At 71.6% G+C, this 20,890-nt stretch carries 19 protein-coding genes and 1 pseudogene; 10 read left to right on the top strand and 10 right to left on the bottom strand.

Annotated elements, in window-relative coordinates; all coding sequences use genetic code 11:
* Positions 1–6 precede the first annotated feature (6 nt).
* Positions 7–447 carry an ATP-binding protein gene (locus AAW13_RS08475; protein WP_046734119.1) on the top strand — a complete coding sequence of 147 codons (441 nt, stop codon included), beginning with the start codon at positions 7–9 and terminating at the stop codon, positions 445–447.
* On the opposite strand, the gene AAW13_RS08470 is transcribed toward AAW13_RS08475, so the two are convergent.
* Together AAW13_RS08470 and AAW13_RS08465 are read right to left on the bottom strand one after the other, a co-directional pair.
* Positions 428–1,378, bottom strand: a complete 951-nt coding sequence (locus tag AAW13_RS08470) for a helix-turn-helix domain-containing protein (protein WP_046734120.1) — start codon at positions 1,376–1,378, stop codon at positions 428–430. The genes AAW13_RS08475 and AAW13_RS08470 overlap by 20 nt on opposite strands.
* Entirely contained in the window at positions 1,375–2,196 is an 822-nt protein-coding gene (locus AAW13_RS08465; RefSeq protein WP_071659477.1) for a peptidoglycan-binding protein, read from the bottom strand. The genes AAW13_RS08470 and AAW13_RS08465 overlap by 4 nt, the downstream gene beginning before the upstream one ends.
* Before the next feature lie 263 nt (positions 2,197–2,459).
* Between AAW13_RS08465 and AAW13_RS08460 the strand changes: the two genes are divergently transcribed.
* Complete coding sequence (locus tag AAW13_RS08460; RefSeq protein WP_046734122.1) at positions 2,460–2,900, top strand: peptidoglycan-binding domain-containing protein; 441 nt, start codon at positions 2,460–2,462, stop codon at positions 2,898–2,900.
* A 91-nt stretch (positions 2,901–2,991) separates the two neighbouring features.
* On the opposite strand, the gene argS is transcribed toward AAW13_RS08460, so the two are convergent.
* Entirely contained in the window at positions 2,992–4,749 is a 1,758-nt protein-coding gene (gene argS / locus AAW13_RS08455; RefSeq protein WP_046734123.1) for an arginine--tRNA ligase, read from the bottom strand.
* A 306-nt stretch (positions 4,750–5,055) separates the two neighbouring features.
* Here argS and lysS point away from each other — a divergent pair, with 306 nt between their 5' ends.
* Positions 5,056–6,798: a lysine--tRNA ligase gene (gene lysS, locus AAW13_RS08450; RefSeq protein ID WP_046734124.1), complete on the top strand. Its 1,743-nt coding sequence runs from the start codon at positions 5,056–5,058 to the stop codon at positions 6,796–6,798.
* Positions 6,799–6,902: 104 nt separating this feature from the next.
* On the opposite strand, the gene AAW13_RS08445 is transcribed toward lysS, so the two are convergent.
* The 3 genes from AAW13_RS08445 to AAW13_RS08435 all read right to left on the bottom strand — a co-directional run bounded on the left by AAW13_RS08445 (position 6,903) and on the right by AAW13_RS08435 (position 10,247).
* Positions 6,903–8,243 carry a DUF2637 domain-containing protein gene (locus AAW13_RS08445; RefSeq protein WP_046734125.1) on the bottom strand — a complete coding sequence of 447 codons (1,341 nt, stop codon included), beginning with the start codon at positions 8,241–8,243 and terminating at the stop codon, positions 6,903–6,905.
* A 99-nt stretch (positions 8,244–8,342) separates the two neighbouring features.
* Positions 8,343–9,236 (bottom strand): DUF3558 domain-containing protein, encoded by an 894-nt coding sequence (locus AAW13_RS08440; RefSeq protein ID WP_240528571.1) that lies wholly within the window; start codon positions 9,234–9,236, stop codon positions 8,343–8,345.
* A gap of 132 nt (positions 9,237–9,368) precedes the next feature.
* Positions 9,369–10,247, bottom strand: a complete 879-nt coding sequence (locus AAW13_RS08435; protein WP_046734126.1) for a hypothetical protein — start codon at positions 10,245–10,247, stop codon at positions 9,369–9,371.
* Between the two features lie 228 nt (positions 10,248–10,475).
* On the opposite strand from AAW13_RS08435, the gene AAW13_RS08430 reads away from it, so the two are divergent.
* Positions 10,476–11,669 carry an RtcB family protein gene (locus AAW13_RS08430; protein WP_046734127.1) on the top strand — a complete coding sequence of 398 codons (1,194 nt, stop codon included), beginning with the start codon at positions 10,476–10,478 and terminating at the stop codon, positions 11,667–11,669.
* A 12-nt stretch (positions 11,670–11,681) separates the two neighbouring features.
* Here the strand turns inward: AAW13_RS08430 and AAW13_RS45820 are convergent, their stop codons facing one another.
* The 3 genes from AAW13_RS45820 to AAW13_RS08420 all read right to left on the bottom strand — a co-directional run bounded on the left by AAW13_RS45820 (position 11,682) and on the right by AAW13_RS08420 (position 13,085).
* Positions 11,682–11,852, bottom strand: a complete 171-nt coding sequence (locus AAW13_RS45820; RefSeq protein ID WP_167391688.1) for a hypothetical protein — start codon at positions 11,850–11,852, stop codon at positions 11,682–11,684.
* Positions 11,849–12,607, bottom strand: a complete 759-nt coding sequence (locus AAW13_RS08425; RefSeq protein ID WP_046734128.1) for an SDR family NAD(P)-dependent oxidoreductase — start codon at positions 12,605–12,607, stop codon at positions 11,849–11,851. Before AAW13_RS08425 ends, AAW13_RS45820 begins: the two co-directional genes overlap by 4 nt.
* A gap of 145 nt (positions 12,608–12,752) precedes the next feature.
* On the bottom strand, positions 12,753–13,085 hold the full coding sequence (locus AAW13_RS08420) for a YnfA family protein (protein ID WP_046734129.1): 333 nt from the start codon (positions 13,083–13,085) through the stop codon (positions 12,753–12,755).
* A 127-nt stretch (positions 13,086–13,212) separates the two neighbouring features.
* On the opposite strand from AAW13_RS08420, the gene AAW13_RS08415 reads away from it, so the two are divergent.
* Entirely contained in the window at positions 13,213–13,671 is a 459-nt protein-coding gene (locus AAW13_RS08415; RefSeq protein WP_046734130.1) for a hypothetical protein, read from the top strand.
* 21 nt (positions 13,672–13,692) lie between these two features.
* Here the strand turns inward: AAW13_RS08415 and AAW13_RS08410 are convergent, their stop codons facing one another.
* Entirely contained in the window at positions 13,693–14,670 is a 978-nt protein-coding gene (locus AAW13_RS08410) for a thaumatin family protein (RefSeq protein ID WP_046734131.1), read from the bottom strand.
* A gap of 257 nt (positions 14,671–14,927) precedes the next feature.
* Between AAW13_RS08410 and AAW13_RS47740 the strand changes: the two are divergent.
* The 5 genes and pseudogenes from AAW13_RS47740 (at position 14,928) to AAW13_RS08385 (ending at position 20,879) form a co-directional block, all read left to right on the top strand.
* A pseudogene (locus tag AAW13_RS47740) lies at positions 14,928–16,506 on the top strand (sigma-70 family RNA polymerase sigma factor).
* A gap of 164 nt (positions 16,507–16,670) precedes the next feature.
* A complete protein-coding gene (locus tag AAW13_RS08400) occupies positions 16,671–17,774 on the top strand; it encodes an LLM class flavin-dependent oxidoreductase (protein WP_046734134.1) in 1,104 nt (367 codons plus the stop codon).
* On the top strand, positions 17,771–18,376 hold the full coding sequence (locus tag AAW13_RS08395) for an FMN reductase (RefSeq protein ID WP_046734135.1): 606 nt from the start codon (positions 17,771–17,773) through the stop codon (positions 18,374–18,376). Before AAW13_RS08400 ends, AAW13_RS08395 begins: the two co-directional genes overlap by 4 nt.
* 310 nt (positions 18,377–18,686) lie before the next feature.
* Entirely contained in the window at positions 18,687–19,421 is a 735-nt protein-coding gene (locus AAW13_RS08390; protein WP_046734136.1) for a response regulator transcription factor, read from the top strand.
* Positions 19,422–20,879: a sensor histidine kinase gene (locus tag AAW13_RS08385; RefSeq protein WP_240528570.1), complete on the top strand. Its 1,458-nt coding sequence runs from the start codon at positions 19,422–19,424 to the stop codon at positions 20,877–20,879.
* The last annotated feature ends 11 nt before the right edge of the window (positions 20,880–20,890 follow it).

Here is a 20,890-nt window from a genome sequence, read left to right as displayed (position 1 = left end):
CGTCCCGTGAACGACCGAAACGAACTCCTCTACCCGCGCGAACAGTTCTACGCCCGGGAGCGCCGATCCGTGCCCGCTGCCAGGCGGTTCGCCGGGCAGTCGCTCAGGTGCTGGGGGCTGGCGGGCTGGGTCCGCGCCGACGACATGTCGCTGTGCGTGAGCGAGTTGGCCACGAATGCCCTCCTGCACGGCGTGCCGCCCGGCCGTGGCTTCCTCCTGCGGCTGCGGTACGACGGTGAGGCCGTCCGCGTCGAGGTGCACGACAGCGGGCCGGGCCTGCCGACGGCCGCCGGGCAGGCGGACACCGTGGACGAGGGCGGCCGCGGGCTGCTGCTGGGCGGGGCGCTCGCCGACAAGTGGGGGGTGACCGAGCGACAGCTCGGCAAGGTGGTGTGGGCCGAGTTCGAGACCCCCGTCGTCGCGGGCGTCACCGCGGCACGGAGGTGACGCACTCCCGGCCGCCGTCCCCGGCGGGGCGGAAGCAGGTCCGGATCGTGGTGCCCGGGGCGGTCGCCGTCATCGGGGTGTACACGAACGCGTCCGCTTCGGCGGCCGTCCTGATCTCGGCGCCGTGCACCCGGCCGCCTGCCGTCACCTTCAGCCGGTCACCGACCCGCGTGCCCCACATGCGCGCCCAACTCGTCCCGCACTCCTTGCTGTAGCGCACCTCCAGCCAGGCGCCGCCGGCCGTGTGACGGGTGGCCAGCGTGACGGGGGAGGCGGCGCACCGCATGGCCATCGGGCTACGGCCCTCGCAGGCCGCGCCCCGGCAGTGCGGGGCGGACGGTGCGGGGTCCTGGTGCGGGGCCGCCTCCGCGGACGCGCGCGAAGCGCCGTCGGCGCCCGACGGCAGCAGTGCGACCGCCACCGCCACCGCGCCCACGGCCACCGCGCACACCGACGCCAGCACCGCCACGGCGACGACGCTCCGGTGCCCGGCGAGACGGGAGGCGGGCGCGGGCGCCGCGGTGGGCACCGCACCCGTGGCCGGGCCCGCGGCAATGGTCGTGGGCGAGCCCGTGGCAGTGGTCGTTGGCGTGGTCGTGGTCGTGGCAGTGGCAGTGGCAGTGGCAGTGGGCGTTGGCGTTGGCGTGGTCGAGGGCGTGGGTGTCGCCGTCGGTGCAGTCGGTTCCTTTCCCCGGCCGCTCCACTCCGATTCCGCGATCTCCCACAGGGCCAGGCAGCGCCCGTCCGGTTCGCCGGCCAGTCGGCACAGTTCCTGGACCGCCTGGCGCGGGGGCAGGGACTTGCCGTTGAGATAGCGCTCCCAGGACGACTTGCTGAAGGCCGTCTTCGTCGCGAGCGCCGCCATGCTCAGGCCGGTGCGGGCTCTCAACTCCCGCAGCGAGGCGGCCAGCCGGGTCCGTTCCGGGGTCATCCCCGCAGCGCCTTCCAGGTGCGCGGGCCCACGATGCCGTCGCCGACCAGCCCGGCCCGTTTCTGGAACCGCACCACCGCGCCCCGCGTCAGCGGGCCGAACATGCCGTCGATGCCGCCCGGCGAAACACCCGCCCGGCGCAGCAGGCACTGCACCTCCACGACGTCCGGCCCCGACTCGCCGTACCCCACGGTGGCGTCCCCGGTCCGGCTGCTGCCCGCGTACCAGGCTCCGTCGACCCGCTTCAGACGGCAGCCGTACGAGGGTGTCGAGGCCGGTGCCGACGCGGCGAGCGGAGCCGTCCGCGGCGTCTCGTCGTCGTCGGCGCCGGAGCGCCCGGTGAGCCATGAGGTCACCAGCACGGCCGACGACACCGCGAGTACCAGCGCCACCGCCCCGGCCGCGAGCGCGAGCCGCAACGACCGTACGGAGAGCCGTATTTCCCCGACGGGGCCGGGGGGATCGGCGGGAGCGGCGGGGCGGGCGAGTTCGGCGGGAGCGGCCGGTTGGGCGGGAGCAGCCGGTACGGCGGTTCCGCCGCGGTCCTTCCCGTTCTCCCAGGCCTCCGCCGCCACCTCGCGCAGCGTCAGCAGGCGGGTCGGATCATCCCCGCCGATCCGGGCCAGTGCCGCCACGGCCTCCCCGGGCGGCAGTGACCGGCCGCCCAGATACCGTTCCCACGACTTGGGGCTGTACCCCGTCCGCGCGGCGAGCTGCCGCACGCTCAGCCCGCTGTGGTCCTTCAGCCGGCGCAGACGCACCACCAACTGCCGTACGCGCGGATCCAGTTCAGCGGGCAGTGCTTTCCAGCGCGACATGTCCCCCCCCGATGCGGTCACGAACCGTGGTCAGCGGCCCCCCGCTCCGACCGCATTCTGCATGAGCATGGCCACCCCTGTACGGCCGTCCCGTCACTCCGTCCCGCGGGAGGGTGTCAGTGCAGGTCAGAGAAGGTGGCGTCCCAGGATGCCGCCACTTCGCCGACAGCCGTGGCGGGGCCGGCCGGGCGGCCCGCACCGTGGTGGCGGCACCGGCTCGCCGAACGGGCCGGGCGCCGGCCCACGACCTGAAAGAGGAACGCATGCGACCGAACGTTCTGGCCCGGACCCTCGTCGGAATCACCGCCGTCGCCGGTCTCGCCGCCGGTTCCCTGGCGACCGCCGGCACCAGCTTCGCCGCGCCGGTCTCGCAGCCGGCGGTGAGCGCGCAGGCCGCCACCCTGGCCTCCTACGAGAACTTCGGCCTGACCACCGCCGAGGCCAAGAACGTGCAGAACTTCCTGGCGGAGTACTGGGGCTACACCGACGGCATCGACGGCCAGCTCGGCCCCAACAGCTGGAAGGCGTTCCAGCGCTGCCTCACGAAGTACTGGGGCTACACCGGGGCCATCGACGGCGACCCCGGCACCAACACGATCAAGGCGCTCCAGCGGCTGCTGAAGGCCGACTACGGCTACACCGGTGACATCGACGGCATCGCCGGCTCGGGCACCCGCGCCGCCTTCAAGCGCTTCGCCGCCTGACAGCCGCGACAGCCGCACCATCCGAACAACGGCCTGTGGCCGCTCCTCCCCCGGGAGGAGCGGCCACAGGCCGTTGTCGCGGTGCAGACGCTCAGAGCCGCTCGGGCGTCCGGATGCCCAGCAGGGACATGCCCTGGTGCAGGGTGCGGGCCGTCATGTCGCACAGGAACAGGCGGTTCTCCACCTGGGCCGGGGTGTCGGCCTTGAGGACCGGGCACTTGTCGTAGAACGACGTGTACAGCGAGGCCAGCTGGTACAGGTACGCGGACAGCTTGTGCGGGGCGTACTCCGCCGCCGCCTCGAAGACCGTGTCACCGAACGCGTCCACGTGCAGGCCCAGCGCCCGCTCCGCCGTGTGCAGCGCCAGCTCGGGGTGGGCGGCGGGCCGCACCTCTCCCGCCTTGCGCAGGATCGACTGGATACGGGCGTACGCGTACTGGAGGTACACGGACGTGTCGCCGTTCAGCGAGACCATCTGGTCCAGGTCGAACTTGTAGTCCCGGTTCGCGGAGGTCGACAGGTCGGCGTACTTCACCGCGCCGATGCCGACCTGGGCGGCCCGCTCCTGGATCTCCGCCTCGGTGAGGTCCTGGGCCTTTTCGCGTACGACCTCCGCCGCCCGCTGCACGGCCTCGTCCAGCAGGTCCTCCAGCCGGACGGTCTCGCCCGCACGCGTCTTGAACGGCTTGCCGTCCGCGCCCAGCACCGTGCCGTAGCCCATGTTGTGCGCGGTGACGTCGTCGGTGAGCCAGCCCGCCCGCCGCGCCGTCTCGAAGACCATCTTGAAGTGCAGCGACTGGCGGACGTCCACGACGTAGATCAGGGACGTGGCGTGCAGGCCGGCGACCCGGTTGCGGATCGCGGTCAGGTCGGAGGCCGCGTAGCCGAAGCCGCCGTCCGCCTTCTGCACGATCAGCGGGACCGGCTGGTCGTCCTTGCCCCGGATGTCGTCGAAGAAGACCACGAGCGCGCCCTCGGAACGGACCGCGACACCGCTCTCCTCCAGGATGCGGGCGGTCTCCGGCATGCCGTCGTTGTACGCCGACTCGCCCACGATCTCGTCGTCCCGGATCTCCATGTCCAGCTTCTCGAAGACCGAGTAAAAGTAGACCTTCGACTCGTCCACGAACCGCTGCCAGAGGTCGAGGGTCTCCTTGTCGCCGGACTGGAGGGCGACCACCCGCTTGCGGGCCCGCTCCTTGAACTGCTCGTCCGCGTCGAAGACCGCCCGGGACGCCTTGTAGACCCGGTTCAGGTTCGACATGGCCTGCTCGCCGTCCGTGTCGGTCTCCGCGGACAGCTCGCCCGGGTTCTCGATCAGGTACTGGATGAGCATGCCGAACTGGGTGCCCCAGTCGCCGATGTGGTGCCGGCCGATCGTCTTCTCGCCGGTGAAGTCGAGCATGCCGCGCAGGGCGTCGCCGATCACCGCGGAACGCAGGTGGCCGACGTGCATCTCCTTGGCGACGTTCGGCTGGGCGTAGTCGATGACCGTGACGCCCGGGTCGGCCTTGGCGGCCACGCCGAGCCGGTCGCCGTCCGCGTACCGCGCGGCCAGGTTCTCGGTGATCGCCCGGTCCGCGAGGGTGATGTTGAGGAAGCCGGGGCCGGAGACCTCGACGTCCTGGATCAGGTCCGCGCCGGTGGTGATGTGCGAGACGACCTGGGTGGCCAGCTCCCGGGGGTTGGCCTTGGCCTTCTTGGCGGCGGCGAGGATGCCGTTCGCCTGGTAGTCGGCCCGGTCGCTGCGTCGCAGCAGGGGGTCCACGGAGGCCTCCGGCAGGGTGGCCGAGAGGGCGTTCGTGAGCTGCTGGTTGACGGAGTCGCTGAGGGACGTGACCGAGGCCATGGGGTGGGAGCCGTTCTCCTCGTGGGTGCTGGTAGACGGATCCAGTATTTCACGGGGGGTAAAGGGGTTTTTGCGGCTACGGGTGTGGGGGGCTCCGTACGCGGCCGGATGCGGGTGCGTCGTGGCTGGTCGCGCGGTTCCCCGCGCCCCCGGACGGCGGCTGTGCCGCCGAGTGGGGGCCAGGGGAACCTCGCGGTCCTTACAGGGCTCTTGTGTTATGGCGTTTTCATGGAAGGCGTAGTCCCTGGGACAATGGACGCGCCAGCCGTGCGACCGTACCGGCTGCCCCGTGTCTGAAAGAAGGACGTGCCGATCGTGGCTCAGAGCACCGAGACCACCGACTGGGTCTCCCGTTTCGCGGATGAGGTCATCGAGGAGTCGGAGCGTCGGGCCCCGGGCAAACCGGTCGTCGTCGCGTCCGGGCTGTCCCCCTCCGGGCCGATCCACCTGGGGAACCTCCGCGAGGTCATGACCCCGCACCTGGTCGCGGACGAGGTGCGGCGGCGCGGTCACCAGGTCCGGCACCTGATCTCCTGGGACGACTACGACCGCTACCGCAAGGTGCCCGCGGGCGTCGCCGGTGTCGACGAGAGCTGGGCCGAGCACATCGGCAAGCCGCTCACCTCGGTGCCCGCCCCGAAGGGGTCCGCCCACCCGAACTGGGCCGAGCACTTCAAGGCCGCGATGGTCGAGTCGCTGGCCGAGCTGGGCGTGGAGTTCGACGGGATCAGCCAGACCGCGCAGTACACCTCGGGCGTCTACCGCGAGCAGATCCTGCACGCCATGAAGCACCGGGGTGACATCGACGCGATCCTCGCCCAGTACCGGACCAAGCCGAAGACCGGCAAGAAGCCCCAGCAGAAGGCGGTCGACGAGGCCGAGCTGGAGGCCGAGGAGGGCTCGGGCGCGGCCGCCGAGGACGACGGGTCGTCCGGGTCCGCCGGGTACTTCCCCTACAAGCCGTACTGCGGCGGCTGCGGCAAGGACCTGACCACCGTCACGGCGTACGACGACGACACCACCGAGCTCACGTACACCTGCACCGCGTGCGGCTTCTCGGAGACCGTCCGGCTCAGCGAGTTCAACCGCGGCAAGCTGGTCTGGAAGGTCGACTGGCCGATGCGCTGGGCCTACGAGGGCGTCGTCTTCGAGCCGAGCGGTGTCGACCACTCCTCGCCCGGGTCCAGCTTCCAGGTGGGCGGGCAGATCGTCGGGATCTTCGGCGGCAAGCAGCCCATCGGGCCCATGTACGCCTTCGTGGGCATCAGCGGCATGGCCAAGATGTCCTCGTCCCGGGGCGGGGTGCCCACCCCGGCCGACGCGCTGAAGATCATGGAGCCGCAGCTCCTGCGCTGGCTGTACGCCCGCCGCCGGCCCAACCAGTCCTTCAAGATCGCCTTCGACCAGGAGATCCAGCGGCTCTACGACGAGTGGGACAAGCTGGACGGCAAGGTGGCGGAGGGATCCGCGCTGCCCGGCGACATCGCCGCGCACTCCCGTGCCGTGCGCTCGGCCGGCGGTGAGCTGCCCCGCACGCCCAGGCCGCTGCCGTACCGCACCCTCGCCTCCGTCGCCGACATCACCGCCGGGCACGAGGACCAGGCGCTGCGCATCCTCAGCGAGCTGGACCCCGCGAACCCGCTGACGTCGGTGGACGAGGCCCGCCCGCGGTACGACAAGGCCGAGGCCTGGATCAACACCCAGGTGCCGGCCGACCAGCGCACCATCGTCCGCGAGGAGCCGGACGCCGAGCTGCTGAAGTCCCTCGACGAGGCGTCCCAGCAGTCGGTACGGCTGCTGCTCGACGGCCTCGCCGAGCACTGGTCGCTGGACGGCCTCACCCACCTCGTGTACGGCGTGCCCAAGGTGCAGGCCGGGTTCTCCGCGGACGCGACGGCGAAGGAGCTGCCGGCCGAGATCAAGACGGCCCAGCGTTCGTTCTTCGCGCTCCTGTACCACCTGCTGGTGGGCCGGGACACCGGGCCGCGCCTGCCCACGCTGCTCCTCGCCGTCGGGCAGGACCGGGTCCGGCGGCTGCTCGGGGAATAGGCGGTACGGAAAGGGGGCCCTCCTCGGCGGAGGGCCCCCTTTCCGCTGCCGCGTGCCTCTCGGGCGGTGTGCGCTCAGGCGGTGTGCTCTCGGGCGGTGTGCGCTCAGGCGATGTGCTCGTCCGCCAGCTCCGCGTTGAGGCGGTTCGAGAAGCGGGTCACCATGCGCTTGGACTCGGTCTCGTCGAGGACGACGCCGTAGGTGGCCTCGACGTCGGCGATGAACCCGCGCGGGGTGGGCGCTCCGTTGCCGGTCTTGATCGACTCACGGAAGACCAGGTAGTAGTCCTCCTCCGACGGCGCCGGGGGCTCCGGGGGGCCGCCGCCCTCACCCAGCTCGCGGGTGCGGCCCGGGCCGGAGGGGATGGGGAAGCTGCCGGTCGTCTCCGACAGGGACTCCTCGGGGAGGGGCTGCCGGTCCTGCGGGAACTGCTCCTGCGGGAACTGGCCCTGGGGGAATTCCCCCTGCGGGAACTCGCCCTGCGGGAACTCGCCCTGTGGGAACTGCTGGTACTGCTCCTGCTGGTACTGCTGCTGCTGTGCCAGCCAGGCGGCGTACCGCGGGTCGTACGTCGGGTCGTAGCCGCCCTGGTACTCGATCTGCTGCGGGTCCCTGGCCTGTAGCCACGGGTTCGCCGGCTGCTCGGGTGCCTGCTCCGGCCCGTCCGCGGGCCGCTCGGCGCGGGGAGCGGGGACCAGCTCCGCGCGCTGCTCGCCCTGCGCAGCCGCCGCCGGGGCGGCGGACACCGGCGTGGCCGCCGGGGCCGGCAGGAGCACCGGGAGGTCTATGCCCGCCGCCGCCAGACCTTCCGGGGCCGTGTCCGCCAGCGGGACGCCGTAGCGTGCCAGGCGCAGCGGCATCAGGGACTCGACGGGGGCCTTCCTGCGCCATGCCCGGCCGAAGCGGGAACGCAGCCTCGCCTGATAGACGAGACGTTCCTGCTCCAGCTTGATGACCTGGTCGTAGGAGCGCAGCTCCCACAGCTTCATCCGGCGCCACAGCAGGAACGTGGGCACCGGGGAGAGCAGCCAGCGGGTGAGGCGGACCCCCTCCATGTGCTTGTCCGCGGTGATGTCGGCGATCCGGCCGATCGCGTGCCGGGCCGCCTCGACGGCGACCACGAACAGGATCGGGATCACCGCGTGCATGCCCACGCCCAGCGGGTCCGGCCAGGCCGCCGCGCCGTTGAAGGCGATCGTGGCGATGGTCAGCAGCCAGGCCGTCTGCCGCAGCAGCGGGAAGGGGATGCGGATCCAGGTCAGCAACAGGTCCAGGGCGAGCAGGACGCAGATGCCCGCGTCGATGCCGATCGGGAAGACATACGAGAAGTTCCCGAAGCCCTTCTTGATGGCCAGCTCACGGACGGCCGCGTACGAACCGGCGAAGCCGATACCGGCGATGATCATCGCGCCGGTCACGACCACGCCGATGAGAACGCGGTGCATCCGAGTCAGCTGCATTGGCGCGGCCACCCGTACTCCCCTCCCCTTGCGTGTTGTTGCGCGCAACAGGGTGGCACATGTGTGCGGCGCCCGTGTCGCCGGTCAGCTCTTCTTGGCCGACGACTTGCTGGGCGACGCGGAGGCGGAGGGGGACTCCGAGGCCGACTTCGAGGGTGTCGCCGCAGGTGAACTCGCGGGCGCACCCGAGCCGTTGGCGCTGGAGACCGATGTCACCGCCTCCTTCACGGCCTGCACCGCCGCCTTCGTGAGCGTGTCCGCGTCCGGCGTCTTCTCACCGGCCAGACCCGCGCCGTTGTAGTCGACGGTGACGACCACGTTCGCGACGCGCGCCACGACCGTCTGCTGCTTGAAGGCGCCTTCCTTCTTCTTCAGGTCGTAGCGGACGGCGGTGGCCTGGTCGCCGGCCCCGCTCACCGGCTCCGACCTGGTGTTCTTGGCGCCGGTCACGGACTGCGCCTCCCGCACCTGGCTCGTGTAGTACGTCTCGGCCTGCTTGTCGCCGCTGCCCCGGCCGGCGTCCGAGTCGAAGCGCAGGAAGGACACGTTCAGCCAGCGGAACTGGGAGCCCTTCACGCCGTTGTTGTCCAGGCTGCTCCAGGAGCAACTGCCGCGCGTGGCCACATCGTCCGACGTGCCCTCCTTGCCCGACTTCACGCCCTTCGGCACGAGTGAGGTGAGCGTCTTCTTCGACAGCACCGCGCACGGCTCGGGCAGCTTCTGGTACTTGGCCGCCTGGACGGTCGGGGAGGCGGCCGTGCCGCCGGCGGCCGTGGTGGCCGGGGTCGAGCCGGTGCCGGTGCCGGTCTCCTTGGCCGCGTTGTCGTCCGAGCCGGAGGAGCAGGCGGTCGCGAACAGTGCCACGGCGGGGACGGCGGCCGCGCAGACGAGGGAGCGGCGGAGGCGCCCGGTCCGTCGCTGTGCGTTCCGTTCGTTCCGGGCGCGCTGGTCGTCTCGCTGGACTGCTACTCGCTGCATGGTTCCTTCACTCATACGTTCGGGGTTCCTGCGGTCGGATCGGGTCCGAGGGGCCACGGTACGCGGTGAGGGAGCTGTGCGGTTTTGGTTCGCGTGCTTTGCGGGCGGGGTGCGCGGGGTGTGTCCGGGCCGTCAGCCGTTGAGGGCCTCGGCCAGCTGTGCGGCCAGATTCTGCGCCCTGTCCTGCATTTCCTTGCTGTCCGGGACCGTTCCGGTGGCCATCGGCTGCTCCTCGTACTCGATGGTCACCACGACGTTGGACGTGCGGAACACCACAGTCACCGTCCGCTGTTCGGCCGTCGAACCGGAGCCGTTGAGCTGGTCGTCGAGATACGCCTCGTCACCGAGGTCGGTGAGGACGCGGGGCTGTAGGTCGGCCGGGGTGGCCGACGGGGAGGCGGACGCGGAGGCCGAGCCGGCGGGGTCGCCGGACGCGGCGGAGGAGGTGGAGGCGGAGGCCGAGGGGGAGGCGGTCGAGGAGGGGGACGAGGAGGCGGAAGGGGACGGGGAAGCGGAGGAGGAGCCGGACGGCGACGGCGATTCCGTCGCGCTCGGAGGCGCGGACTCGGGGATGTCGGCCGCGGTCTCCAGCTGCGTGTAGATGGTCTGCGCCTCGTTGTCGTCGCTGACCGAGTTGTCGTACGACACCACGCGTTCGAAGTCGACGGACAGCCGGTCCGTGGCGTCGGTGGACTCGACCTTCCAGCGGCAGCCGACCTTGCGGTCCGTGTCGTAGGTGAGGGTGGCGTCGCCCTGGTAGGCCTTGTCGCGCTGGTCCGTGTCGGTGATCTGGGCGATACCGGGGAGCAGGGAGTCGAGGGTGTCGTGGCTGACCGCGCCGCAGGGCTCGGGGAGGGTGCGGTACTTGCCGGGCTGGGCGGCGGCGCTGGCGGTGCCGGTGTCCGCGTTCTTGTCGCTGGTGTCGTCCCCGCCGCTGGAACCGCTTGTGCAGCCGGCCAGCAGAGCCGCGAGAAGGGCGGCGGTGCCGGTTACGTACGCCTTCCGCTGCACGGTCAGGCTCCTTTCCGTTCACTGGGTCGCTCGGTCCTGCTCCAGTGTCCCCGCTGGTTAATCGCTTGCCGCAGTGGGGCGCCCGCTGGAGACAATGTGTATCGCACGCACTGCCGTGAACGCCGGTCCCCTGTCTGCTTTGGGTGTCCGTGGCCATGCATTTGCGCTCTGCCTGATTAATCACTTTTGTTCTTTTTGTCGTGCTGCCTGCGGGGGAATGAGGAAGTCATGTCGTACGTGGAGATACCGGGCGCGCAGGTACCGATCCGGATGTGGACCGACCCGGCGACCGTCGAGGACGTGGCGCTCCAGCAGCTGCGCAATGTCGCGACGCTGCCGTGGATCAAGGGCCTGGCGGTCATGCCGGACGTGCACTACGGGAAGGGCGCCACGGTCGGCTCGGTCATCGCGATGCGGGACGCGGTGTGCCCGGCGGCGGTCGGTGTCGACATCGGCTGCGGCATGTCCGCGGTGCGGACCTCCCTGACGGCGAACGACCTGCCGGGCGACCTGTCCCGGCTGCGCTCGAAGATCGAGCAGGCGATTCCGGTGGGCCGGGGGATGCACGCGGAGCCGGTGGAGCCGGGTGACTTCCACGGCCTGGCGACGGCCGGCTGGGGTGAGTTCTGGGGCCGGTTCGACGGGGTCGCGGACGCGGTCAAATTCCGTCAGGAGCGGGCGCACCAGCAGATCGGAACGCTCGGATCCGGAAATCACTTCGTCGAGGTGTGCACGGACACGACCGGTTCCGTGTGGCTGATGCTGCACTCCGGTTCCCGCAACATCGGCAAGGAGCTCGCCGAGCACCACATCGGCGTGGCTCAGAAACTCCCGCACAACCAGGGCCTGGTCGACCGCGACCTCGCCGTCTTCGTCGCGGACACACCGCAGATGGCGGCGTACGAGCACGACCTCTACTGGGCCCAGGAGTACGCGAGGTACAACCGGTCGATCATGATGGCCCTCCTCAAGGACGTGGTCCGCAAGGAGTTCAAGAAGGCCAGGGTCACCTTCGAACCCGAGGTGAGCTGCCACCACAACTACGTGAGCCGCGAGCGGTACGAAGGCATGGACCTGCTCGTGACCCGCAAGGGTGCGATCAGTGCCCGAGCCGGCGAGTACGGCATCATCCCCGGCTCCATGGGCACCGGGTCGTACATCGTGAAGGGCCTCGGCAACGAGAAGTCCTTCAACTCCGCCTCGCACGGCGCGGGTCGGCGCATGAGCCGCAACGCGGCCAAGCGGCGCTTCTCGACGAAGGACCTGGAGGACCAGACGCGGGGCGTGGAGTGCCGCAAGGACTCCGGGGTCGTGGACGAGATCCCCGGCGCCTACAAGTCGATCGACCAGGTCATCGACCAGCAGCAGGACCTGGTCGAGGTCGTGGCGAAGCTCAAGCAGGTCGTCTGCGTCAAGGGCTGACCGCGCGGTCCGTCACTTCGCGTGGCGGACCGCGTAGATCATGACGAAGGCGATGACATGGATACCGAAGAGGAAGTAGCCCAGGAAATACCAGACCTGGCGTTCGTCCTTCGTCTCCTGTGCCAGGCGGGCCTTCTCCAGGTCCGCCTGCGGGGCCTTCGTCGGGTCGTCGTCCGGGGTCACAGTTCCCGGTGGACCTTCGTGTTCGAGGCCTGGGCGCGGGGGCGCAGGACCAGGAGGTCGACGTTGACGTGGCTCGGGCGGGTCACCGCCCAGGTGATGGTCTCGGCCACGTCGTCCGCGGTCAGGGGCTCGGCGACGCCCTGGTAGACCTTCGCCGCCTTCTCCGCGTCGCCGCCGAAGCGGGTCAGCGCGAACTCGTCCGTCTTGACCATGCCCGGTGCGATCTCGATCACCCGGACCGGCCTGCCGACGATCTCCAGGCGCAGCGTCTCGGCGAGCACGTGGGAGCCGTGCTTCGCGGCGACGTAGCCGCCGCCGCCCTCGTAGGTGCCGTGGCCCGCGGTGGAGGAGACGACCACCACCGTGCCGTCGCCGCTCGCCTCCAGCTTGGGGAGCAGGGCCTGGGTGACGTTCAGGGTGCCGATGACGTTCGTCTCGTACATCGTGCGCCAGTCGGCCGGGTCGCCGGTGGCCACCGGGTCGGCACCGAGGGCGCCGCCCGCGTTGTTCACCAGGACGGCGATCGACTGGAACGCGGTGGCGAACTCGTCCACCGCGGCGCGGTCCGTCACGTCCAGCGGGAAGGCCGTGGCCTGGTGACCCGCCTCGGTCAGTTCCTTGGCCAGTGCCTCGATGCGGTCCTCGCGGCGGGCGGTGAGGACGACGCGGTAGCCGGCGGCGGCGAGGCCGCGGGCGGTCGCGGCGCCGATTCCGCTGCTCGCGCCGGTGACTACCGCGATGCGGGAGAGGGCCATGGGGGAGTGCTCCTCAGGGGGTTCGAGTGTGCGGGCCTGTTGGGGCAAGGATAGGTGGGGTGGCATTTCGGTCGTCGCGCCGGTGCGGGTGTGTGGGGGTTGATCGCGCAGTTCCTCGTGCCCCTGAAGGGGCGCTTTCCTCAGGTCAGTTTCGTGGGGCCCACATGATGAGTGCCATTCCGGCCAGGCAGATCGCCGCGCCCGCGAGGTCCCAGCGGTCCGGGCGGTAGCCGTCGGCCACCACGCCCCACAGGATCGAGCCCGCGACGAAGATGCCGCCGTACGCCGCCAGGATGCGGCCGAAGTGGGCGTCCGGCTGGAAGGTGGCGACGAAGCCGTACGCGCCGAGGGAGAGGATGCCGCCGGCGATCCAGAGCCAGCCGCGGTGTTCCCGCACGCCCTGCCAGACCAGCCAGGCGCCGCCGATCTCGAAGAACGCGGCGACGACGAACAGGGCGGCGGAGCGGAGGATCAGCATGTCCGCAGACTGTCACGTCCGGGCGGTGTCACCTGATGGAGGGCGCCTGCGGCGGGGGTCCGGTGGCATACATCCGTACGAACGGCCGGAGTCGGACCGGGCGGCACGGATGGAACGGACGGGTGGCATGGACGTACGTCGTTGGGGGTTCGCGGTGGCCGTGGGGGCGCTGGTGCTGGGCGGGGGCGGGACCGCCTGGGCCGGTGACGCCGACCTGGAGGTCCACGGGTCCGTCGTGATGAGCGAGGACCTGGCGGAGGTCCGGGTGACCCCGCTCGACCACGGGCCGGACGCGGTGACCGGTGCCAGTGTGCGGCTGCGCTGGTCGGCGCCGCTCGCGGACGACCAGCGGCTCCCGGACCGGTGCGCGCGCACCGGTGACCGGGAGGTGGTGTGCGGCACCGGTCCGCTGGCCGTGGACGTGCCCGGCGAGCAGCTGGTGGTTCCGGTACGGCTGCGGGAGCGGCCGGCGGAGGTGGTGCTCGAGGTGGACCTGGTGTGGGGCGGGGGCGCGGTCGACCACGACCGTACGAACGACTCGCAGCGGGTGCTGGTGCTGGCCACCGGGGACCCGTACGCCTTCTGACGCACGGGACCGGGGCGGCCGTCAGGTGCCGTTCGTGGTGCCGAAGGTCACCCGGTAGTAGCACTGGTGCTTGCAGGACATGGTCGCCGCGTCGTCGAAGGCGTACGAGTAGGCGTAGGGCGCGGCCAGTTCGAAGACCTGGGTGTAGTCGACCGGCCACTTGGCGGGGACGCAGTTCTCGCGGCCCGCCCAGGCGCCCCGGCAGCAGTAGGTGTCGCCGCCGAACGCCGCGCACGGGGGTTCGCAGCCGATCTCCTGGCCGTTCAGGAGGGCCCGCATCGCCTTGGGGCACTTGACCTCGGTGGTGCAGCGGCCCTGGTAGCAGCCCGCGGAGCTGACCGGGTCGACGGTCGTGGTGTGGGAGACGTTGATGTACATGGGCAGGTTCGAGCCGTCGACCATGCTGACGTCGTAGAAGTCCATGTCGTCGAAGGCGGCGAAGGTGAACTCGCCGAGGGTGGTGGGCGGGTCGGCGCCGGAGCAGACGCTGGTGCAGTCCCCGGAGGCGCACATGCCCGCGGCCGTGGTGGCGCAGCCGGTGCGGCCCCAGACGCGGCCGCCCCAGTCGTTCGCCACGGTCACCGACATGCTCTGGCCGGGGGCCAGCCTGTGGCCGGCCGGGTAGACGGCGGTGTTCGTGACGACGGCCCAGATCGTCTTCCGGGTCTTGTTGACGACGGTGATCAGACGTTTGCCGGCCGGGGCCGTGGTCGGCTGCTGCCCTGCTCGGCCCGGGGTGCCCGAGCCGGTGGCCGGTTTCCCGGTGGTCCGCGCCGACGCTCCGGCCGATGCCGTCGGCCTCGCCTTCGCCGACCGTGACGCGGAGGGCTCGGCGCTGCGGCTCGGTGCGGCCGACGGGGTGGGCGGGGCGGTCCGCGATCCGGACGGCAGCGCCTCGGTGGTCCGGGCGCGGTCCGCGGTGCCGAGGGTGCCGCCGCCGGACGGCGTCCAGGCGTTGTGGACGATCAGTACGGCCGCGACCGTGACGAGGGCCGCCACCGCGGCGTGCCACCAGCGGGGGCCTCGCGGTGGCCGCGCACCGTGTCTCCTGCGTCCTCGTGCCATCCTTGTGCCTTTCTCGGGCCGTGCCGGATGTGTGCCTTCCGCTCGGAGACCCCGTGGACGGGGTCCGTACAACACGAATTCCGGAGCCGGAACGGGTTCCGACGCCGATCCGCCGTTTTTCTGTTGTCCCCGTGAGCCTCGGGCGGTCTCCGTTCCGACAGCCGGATCCCTGCGTGGAGGAACAGACCCACATGATCGAGAACCATCGGAGGGGGCCCGACCCCGGCTTGGTCACGGCCGCCCGGGCGGGTGACGGACGGGCCCTGGAGGACCTGGTGAGCCGTTGCCTGCCGCTGGTCTACAACATCGTCGGCCGCGCCCTGAACGGTCACGCCGACGTCGACGACGTCGTACAGGAGACGCTGTTGCGCATGGTGCGCGGGCTGCCGAAGCTGCGGGATCCGTCCGCGTTCCGGTCCTGGCTGGTGGCGATCACGATCCGGCAGGTACGGAACCGGGAGCAGTCGCGGGCCACGGACCGGGACCGCAGGGCGCATCTGGACGACGCGGAGACGATCACCGATCCGGCCCTGGACTTCGCCGGGCTGACCATCCTGCGGCTGGGGCTGACCGAGCAGCGCCGTGAGGTCGCCGAGGCGACGCGCTGGCTCGACCCGGACGACCGGGAACTGCTGTCCCTGTGGTGGCTGGAGGAGACCGGCGAGCTGGAGCGCGCGGACCTCGCCGGCGCGCTGGGGCTGTCCGACCGGCACGCGGCGGTGCGAGTGCAGCGGATGAAGAAGCAGATGGAGATATCGCGGGGCGTGGTGCGGGCGCTGGGCGCCGAGCCGCGCTGTGCGGAGCTGGACCGGATCGCCGCGCCGTGGGACGGCACGCCGAGTCCGCTGTGGCGCAAGAGGTTCGCCCGTCATCTGCGCGGCTGCGGGGTGTGCGAGGGCCTGGAGCGGGGGCTGCTGCCGATGGAACGGCTGCTGGGCGGGCTGCCGCTGGTGGCCGCGCCGGCCAGTCTCGATCCGGCGCGAGTGCTCGCCCATGTCCGAGCGGCAGTCCGCGGCGCCCGTGCGGATCGCGTCCGGTGCGAAGAAGGGGGTCGGGGTGTGGACGTTCGACGGGGTGAGCCAGGCGCTCGCCGCGAGCGGGGCGAGCTGGTACTACACCTGGAACACCCAGCACCAGGGCGTGACGACCCCGGGGCCGGCGTCGTTCGTGCCGATGATCTGGGGCGCCGCGTCCGTCACCGACACGGCACTGGCGCAGGCCCGGGCCGCGGGGCCGTACCTGCTGGCCTTCAACGAACCCGACTTCGCGCAGCAGTCGAACATGTCGGTCGACCAGGCGCTCCAGCTGTGGCCGAAGCTGATGGCGGCCGGGAAGATCCTGGGCAGTCCCGCGGTCGCGACGGGCGCGGCGACGCCCGGCGGCTGGCTGGACCGGTTCATGGCCGGGGCGTCGGAGAAGGGGTACCGGGTCGACTTCGTCACGCTGCACTGGTACGGCGGTGACTTCCGCACCCCGCAGGCGGTCGGGCAGCTGAAGTCGTACCTGACGTCGGTGTACGCGCGCTACCACAAGCCGATCTGGCTGACCGAGTACGCGCTGATCGACTTCTCGCAGGGGACGCGGTTCCCGTCCGCCGCGCAGCAGGCGGCGTTCGTCACGGCGTCCGCGAAGATGCTGGACAGCCTGCCCTACGTGCATCGTTACGCGTGGTTCGGGCTGGGCGCGGACCCGTCGAAACCGAGCAGCGGGCTGTTCACGGCCGGTACGACGGCCACGGCGGCGGGCCGGGCCTTCCAGGCGGCGCGCTGAGCCGAGGGGGCCGGTGCGGCGGGTCGCGCGGTTCCTCCCCCAGCGTTCGGCCGGGGGTACCCCCAGCGCCCTTGCCGGCGCGCTTCCCCTGGGGGAATAGGTGGCGGTGGGGTCTCGTTCTGTGGGTATAGTTGAATCGTAAACAACCTGGAGGGTGAGCGAGCATGCAGTTCGGGATCTTCACGGTCGGCGACGTCACGCCGGACCCCACCACGGGGCGCACTCCGACCGAGCGGGAGCGCATCAAGGCGATGGTCGCGATCGCGCTGAAGGCCGAGGAGGTCGGGCTCGACGTCTTCGCGACCGGTGAGCACCACAACCCGCCGTTCGTGCCGTCGTCCCCGACCACCATGCTCGGCTACATCGCCGCGCAGACGGAGAAGCTGGTCCTCTCCACCTCCACCACCCTCATCACCACGAACGACCCGGTGAAGATCGCCGAGGACTTCGCGATGCTCCAGCACCTCGCCGACGGCCGGGTGGACCTGATGATGGGCCGCGGCAACACCGGTCCGGTCTACCCCTGGTTCGGGCAGGACATCCGGCAGGGCATCAACCTCGCCATCGAGAACTACGCCCTGCTGCGCCGGCTGTGGCACGAGGACGTGGTGGACTGGGAGGGCAAGTTCCGCAGCCCGCTTCAGGGCTTCACCTCCACCCCGCGCCCGCTGGACGGCGTCGCGCCGTTCGTCTGGCACGGCTCCATCCGCTCGCCCGAGATAGCCGAGCAGGCCGCCTACTACGGCGACGGCTTCTTCCACAACAACATCTTCTGGCCCGCCGACCACACCAAGCGGATGGTCGAGCTGTACCGGGCCCGGTACGCCCACTACGGGCACGGCACGCCGGAGCAGGCGATCGTCGGCCTCGGCGGCCAGGTGTTCATGCGGAGGAACTCGCAGGACGCGGTGCGCGAGTTCCGGCCGTACTTCGACAACGCCCCGGTCTACGGCCACGGGCCCTCCCTGGAGGACTTCACCGACCAGACCCCGCTGACCGTCGGCTCGCCCGAGCAGGTCATCGAGAAGACCCTGGCGTTCCGCGAGTACGCCGGTGACTACCAGCGTCAGCTGTTCCTCGTCGACCACGCGGGGCTGCCGCTGAAGACGGTCCTGGAGCAGCTCGACATGCTGGGCGAGGAGGTCGTACCGGTGCTGCGCGAGGAGTTCGCGAAGGGCCGCCCGGCGGACGTCCCCGAGGCGCCCACCCACGCCTCGCTGGTCGCGGCCGCGGCCGCCACCGCGGAGAAGGAGGAGGTCCAGGCATGAAGCTCGTCGTCGTCTCGGCAGGGCTGAGCGTGCCGTCGTCCACCCGGCTGCTGGCCGACCGGCTGGCCGCCGCCGTGGGCCGCGCCCCGGCCGGTGCCGGGGTGGAGGTGGAGGTCGTGGAACTGCGCGACCTCGCGGTGGAGATCGCGCACAACTTCACCAACGGGTTCCCGGGGCGGAAGCTGGCCGCCGCCCTGGACGCGGTGACGCGGGCCGACGGCGTGATCGCCGTGACCCCGGTGTTCACCGCGTCGTACAGCGGGCTGTTCAAGTCGTTCTTCGACGTGCTCGACAAGGAGGCGCTGGTCGGGAAGCCGGTGCTGATCGCGGCGACCGGGGGCACGGGCCGGCACTCGCTGGTCCTGGAGCACGCGCTGCGGCCGATGTTCGCCTACCTGCGGGCCGTGGTCGTACCGACGGGCGTGTACGCGGCGTCGGAGGACTGGGGCGCGGAGGGCCTGGAGGACCGCGTCGAACGGGCGGCGGGGGAGCTGGCGGCGCTGATGGCGGGGCTGTCGGGGACCGAGCCCCGGAAGCCCGACGGCGACGACCTCCAGGTGATCCCGTTCGCGGAACAGCTGGCGCGGCTCAGCGCTCCGTAGCGGCGCTGGAGGCACCCCCGGCTGAATGTCGGGGGGAGCCCGGGATAAACGCCGGGGGCACCCCGGGATGAACGCCGGGGGCACCCCGGGATGAATGCCGGGGGGCTCCCCGGGATGAACGCCGGGGGGAAGCCCGGGATGAACGCCGGGGGGGAAGACCGCGCGACCGGTCCCCACCCGGCGGCAGCCGAAGTCCGGCCCCACCGGTTGCCTCTGTGACGGTGAGAGGCAGGTAAAAAGGGTGATCGTAGGCCCGCTCACCCCGGCCGAAGCCCCGACGCCTTGGCAGACTGGGGACGTGCCCCAGACTGTGCTGCTCGCCGAAGACGACCGCGCCATCCGCCACGCCCTGGAGCGTGCCCTCAGCCTGGAGGGTTACGAGGTGACCGCGGTCGCGGACGGCGTGGAAGCCTTGGCGCACGCCCACCGCACCCACCCCGACGTCCTCGTCCTCGACGTGATGATGCCCGGCATCGACGGCCTCCAGGTCTGCCGGGTGCTGCGCGCCGAGGGCGACCGCACCCCGATCCTCATGCTCACCGCGCTGGTCGAGACCGCCGACCGGATCGCCGGCCTCGACGCCGGCGCCGACGACTACGTGGTCAAGCCCTTCGACGTCGAGGAGGTCTTCGCCCGGCTGCGCGCGCTGCTGCGCCGCACCTCCCCGGTCCCGGCCGGCGGCGGCGGCACCGGTGGCGGCGCCACCGTCGGCGCCGACCCGGGCCGCGAGCCGCAGATCTCCGACCGGCAGGTGGAGGCGGCCGGCCTGCGGATGGACCTCCAGGCCCGCCGGGCCTGGCGCGGCCGGCGCGAGCTGGAGCTGACCCGCACCGAGTTCGAACTCCTCGAACTGCTCGCTCGCAACGCGGGGATCGTCCTCGACCACTCCACGATCTACGACCGTATCTGGGGCTACGACTTCGGCCCCGGTTCCAAGAACCTCGCCGTCTACGTCGGCTACCTGCGCCGCAAGCTCGACGAGCCCGGTGCCCCGCAGCTGATCCACACCGTGCGGGGCGTGGGTTACGTGCTGCGGGAGGACTGAGTGGGCCGCCTCGGGCGGCCGGAGCGGATCGGACGGGCGCTGGCGCGGCGCCGGCCCAAGCTCGTCTCCCTGCGCACCACCTTCGTCGTCTCCTTCGCGGCGGTCACCGCGGCCGTCACGATCGTCGTCGGCATCCTGTCGTACAACGCCGCCGCCCGGCTGGTCCGCGTCGACCAGCAGTCGGTGTTCACCCAGGTCGTCTCCGACGTGCAGGACGAGGTCAAACAGCACCGGATGATGCCGGACGACTTCTCCTCCTCCCGGCCGGGGCACGACCTGGTCCGGCCGGCGCGCACCGACGTCCAGGTGCTCGGCACGCAGGGGGAGATCGTCGACCACGGCAGCCCGGTGCTGCCCGTGACCCCCGCCGACCGGGCGGCCGCCACCGCCAGGACCGCCGGGAAGACGGTCGAGCACAAGGACGTCCGGGTCGGCGAGGACCTGTTCCGGATCGCCACCGTGGCGCTCGGCGACGGACGGGGCGCGGTGCAGGTGGCGCAGGAGTTCAGCGACACCGAGGACCTGCTGCGGGCGCTCCAGCAGCGCACGCTGGCGCTGATGGCGGCGGTCGTGGTCGCCGCCGGGCTGTTCGGCTGGTGGCTGGCCCGCCGGATCACCCGCCGCCTGGTGATCCTCACCTCGGCCGCGGAGGACGTGGCCCGCACCCGGCAGCTCGGCATCCAGGTGCCGGTGACCGGACTCGACGAGGTGGGCCGCCTCGGCCGCGCCTTCGACCGGATGCTGGGCCGCCTCGCCCAGTCCGAGGAGGACCAGCGGCGCCTGGTCCAGGACGCCGGGCACGAGCTCCGCACGCCCCTCACCTCCCTGCGGACGAACATCTCGCTGCTCCGCCGCATCGACGAACTGCCGCCCGCCACCCGTGACGAACTCGTCGCCGACCTCGGGCAGGAGGCACGCGAGCTGACCGACCTGGTCAACGAACTGGTCGACCTCGCGGCCGGGCAGTCGGACAACGAGCCGCCGCAGCACGTGGACCTCGCCGACATCGCGGAGGACGTCGCGGGGCTGGCCCGCCGCCGTACCGGCCGCGAGATCCGGCTCAGCTTCAGCGGCGACACCACCACCGACGGCCGCCCCGGCATGCTGCAACGCGCCCTGTCCAACCTGGTGGAGAACGCGGCCAAGTTCGACCGGGGCGGCAAGGAGCCCATCGAGATCAAGGTCACCGGCCCCGCCCGGCCCGGCGCGGTCCGCGTGGAGGTCCTGGACCGCGGGCCCGGCATCGCGGCGGGCGACCTGATCCGCATCTTCGACCGCTTCTACCGCGCCGCTGACGCCCGTTCCCTCCCCGGCTCGGGCCTGGGCCTCTCCATCGTCCGCGAGGTCGCCATGGCCCACGGCGGCGCCCCCTTCGCCTTCCGCCGCGAGGGCGGCGGCGCGGTGATCGGCTTCACGGTGGGCGGAGGGATCGCCGGGGGCGGCACCGCCCGCCCGTGAACAGCGCCGGA

This window comes from Streptomyces humi, from assembly GCF_001005085.2.
Lineage (GTDB): Bacteria > Actinomycetota > Actinomycetes > Streptomycetales > Streptomycetaceae > Streptomyces > Streptomyces humi.
The sequence above is the reverse complement of the archived record's forward strand: the minus strand, read 5'-3'. Positions and strand labels throughout refer to the sequence as shown.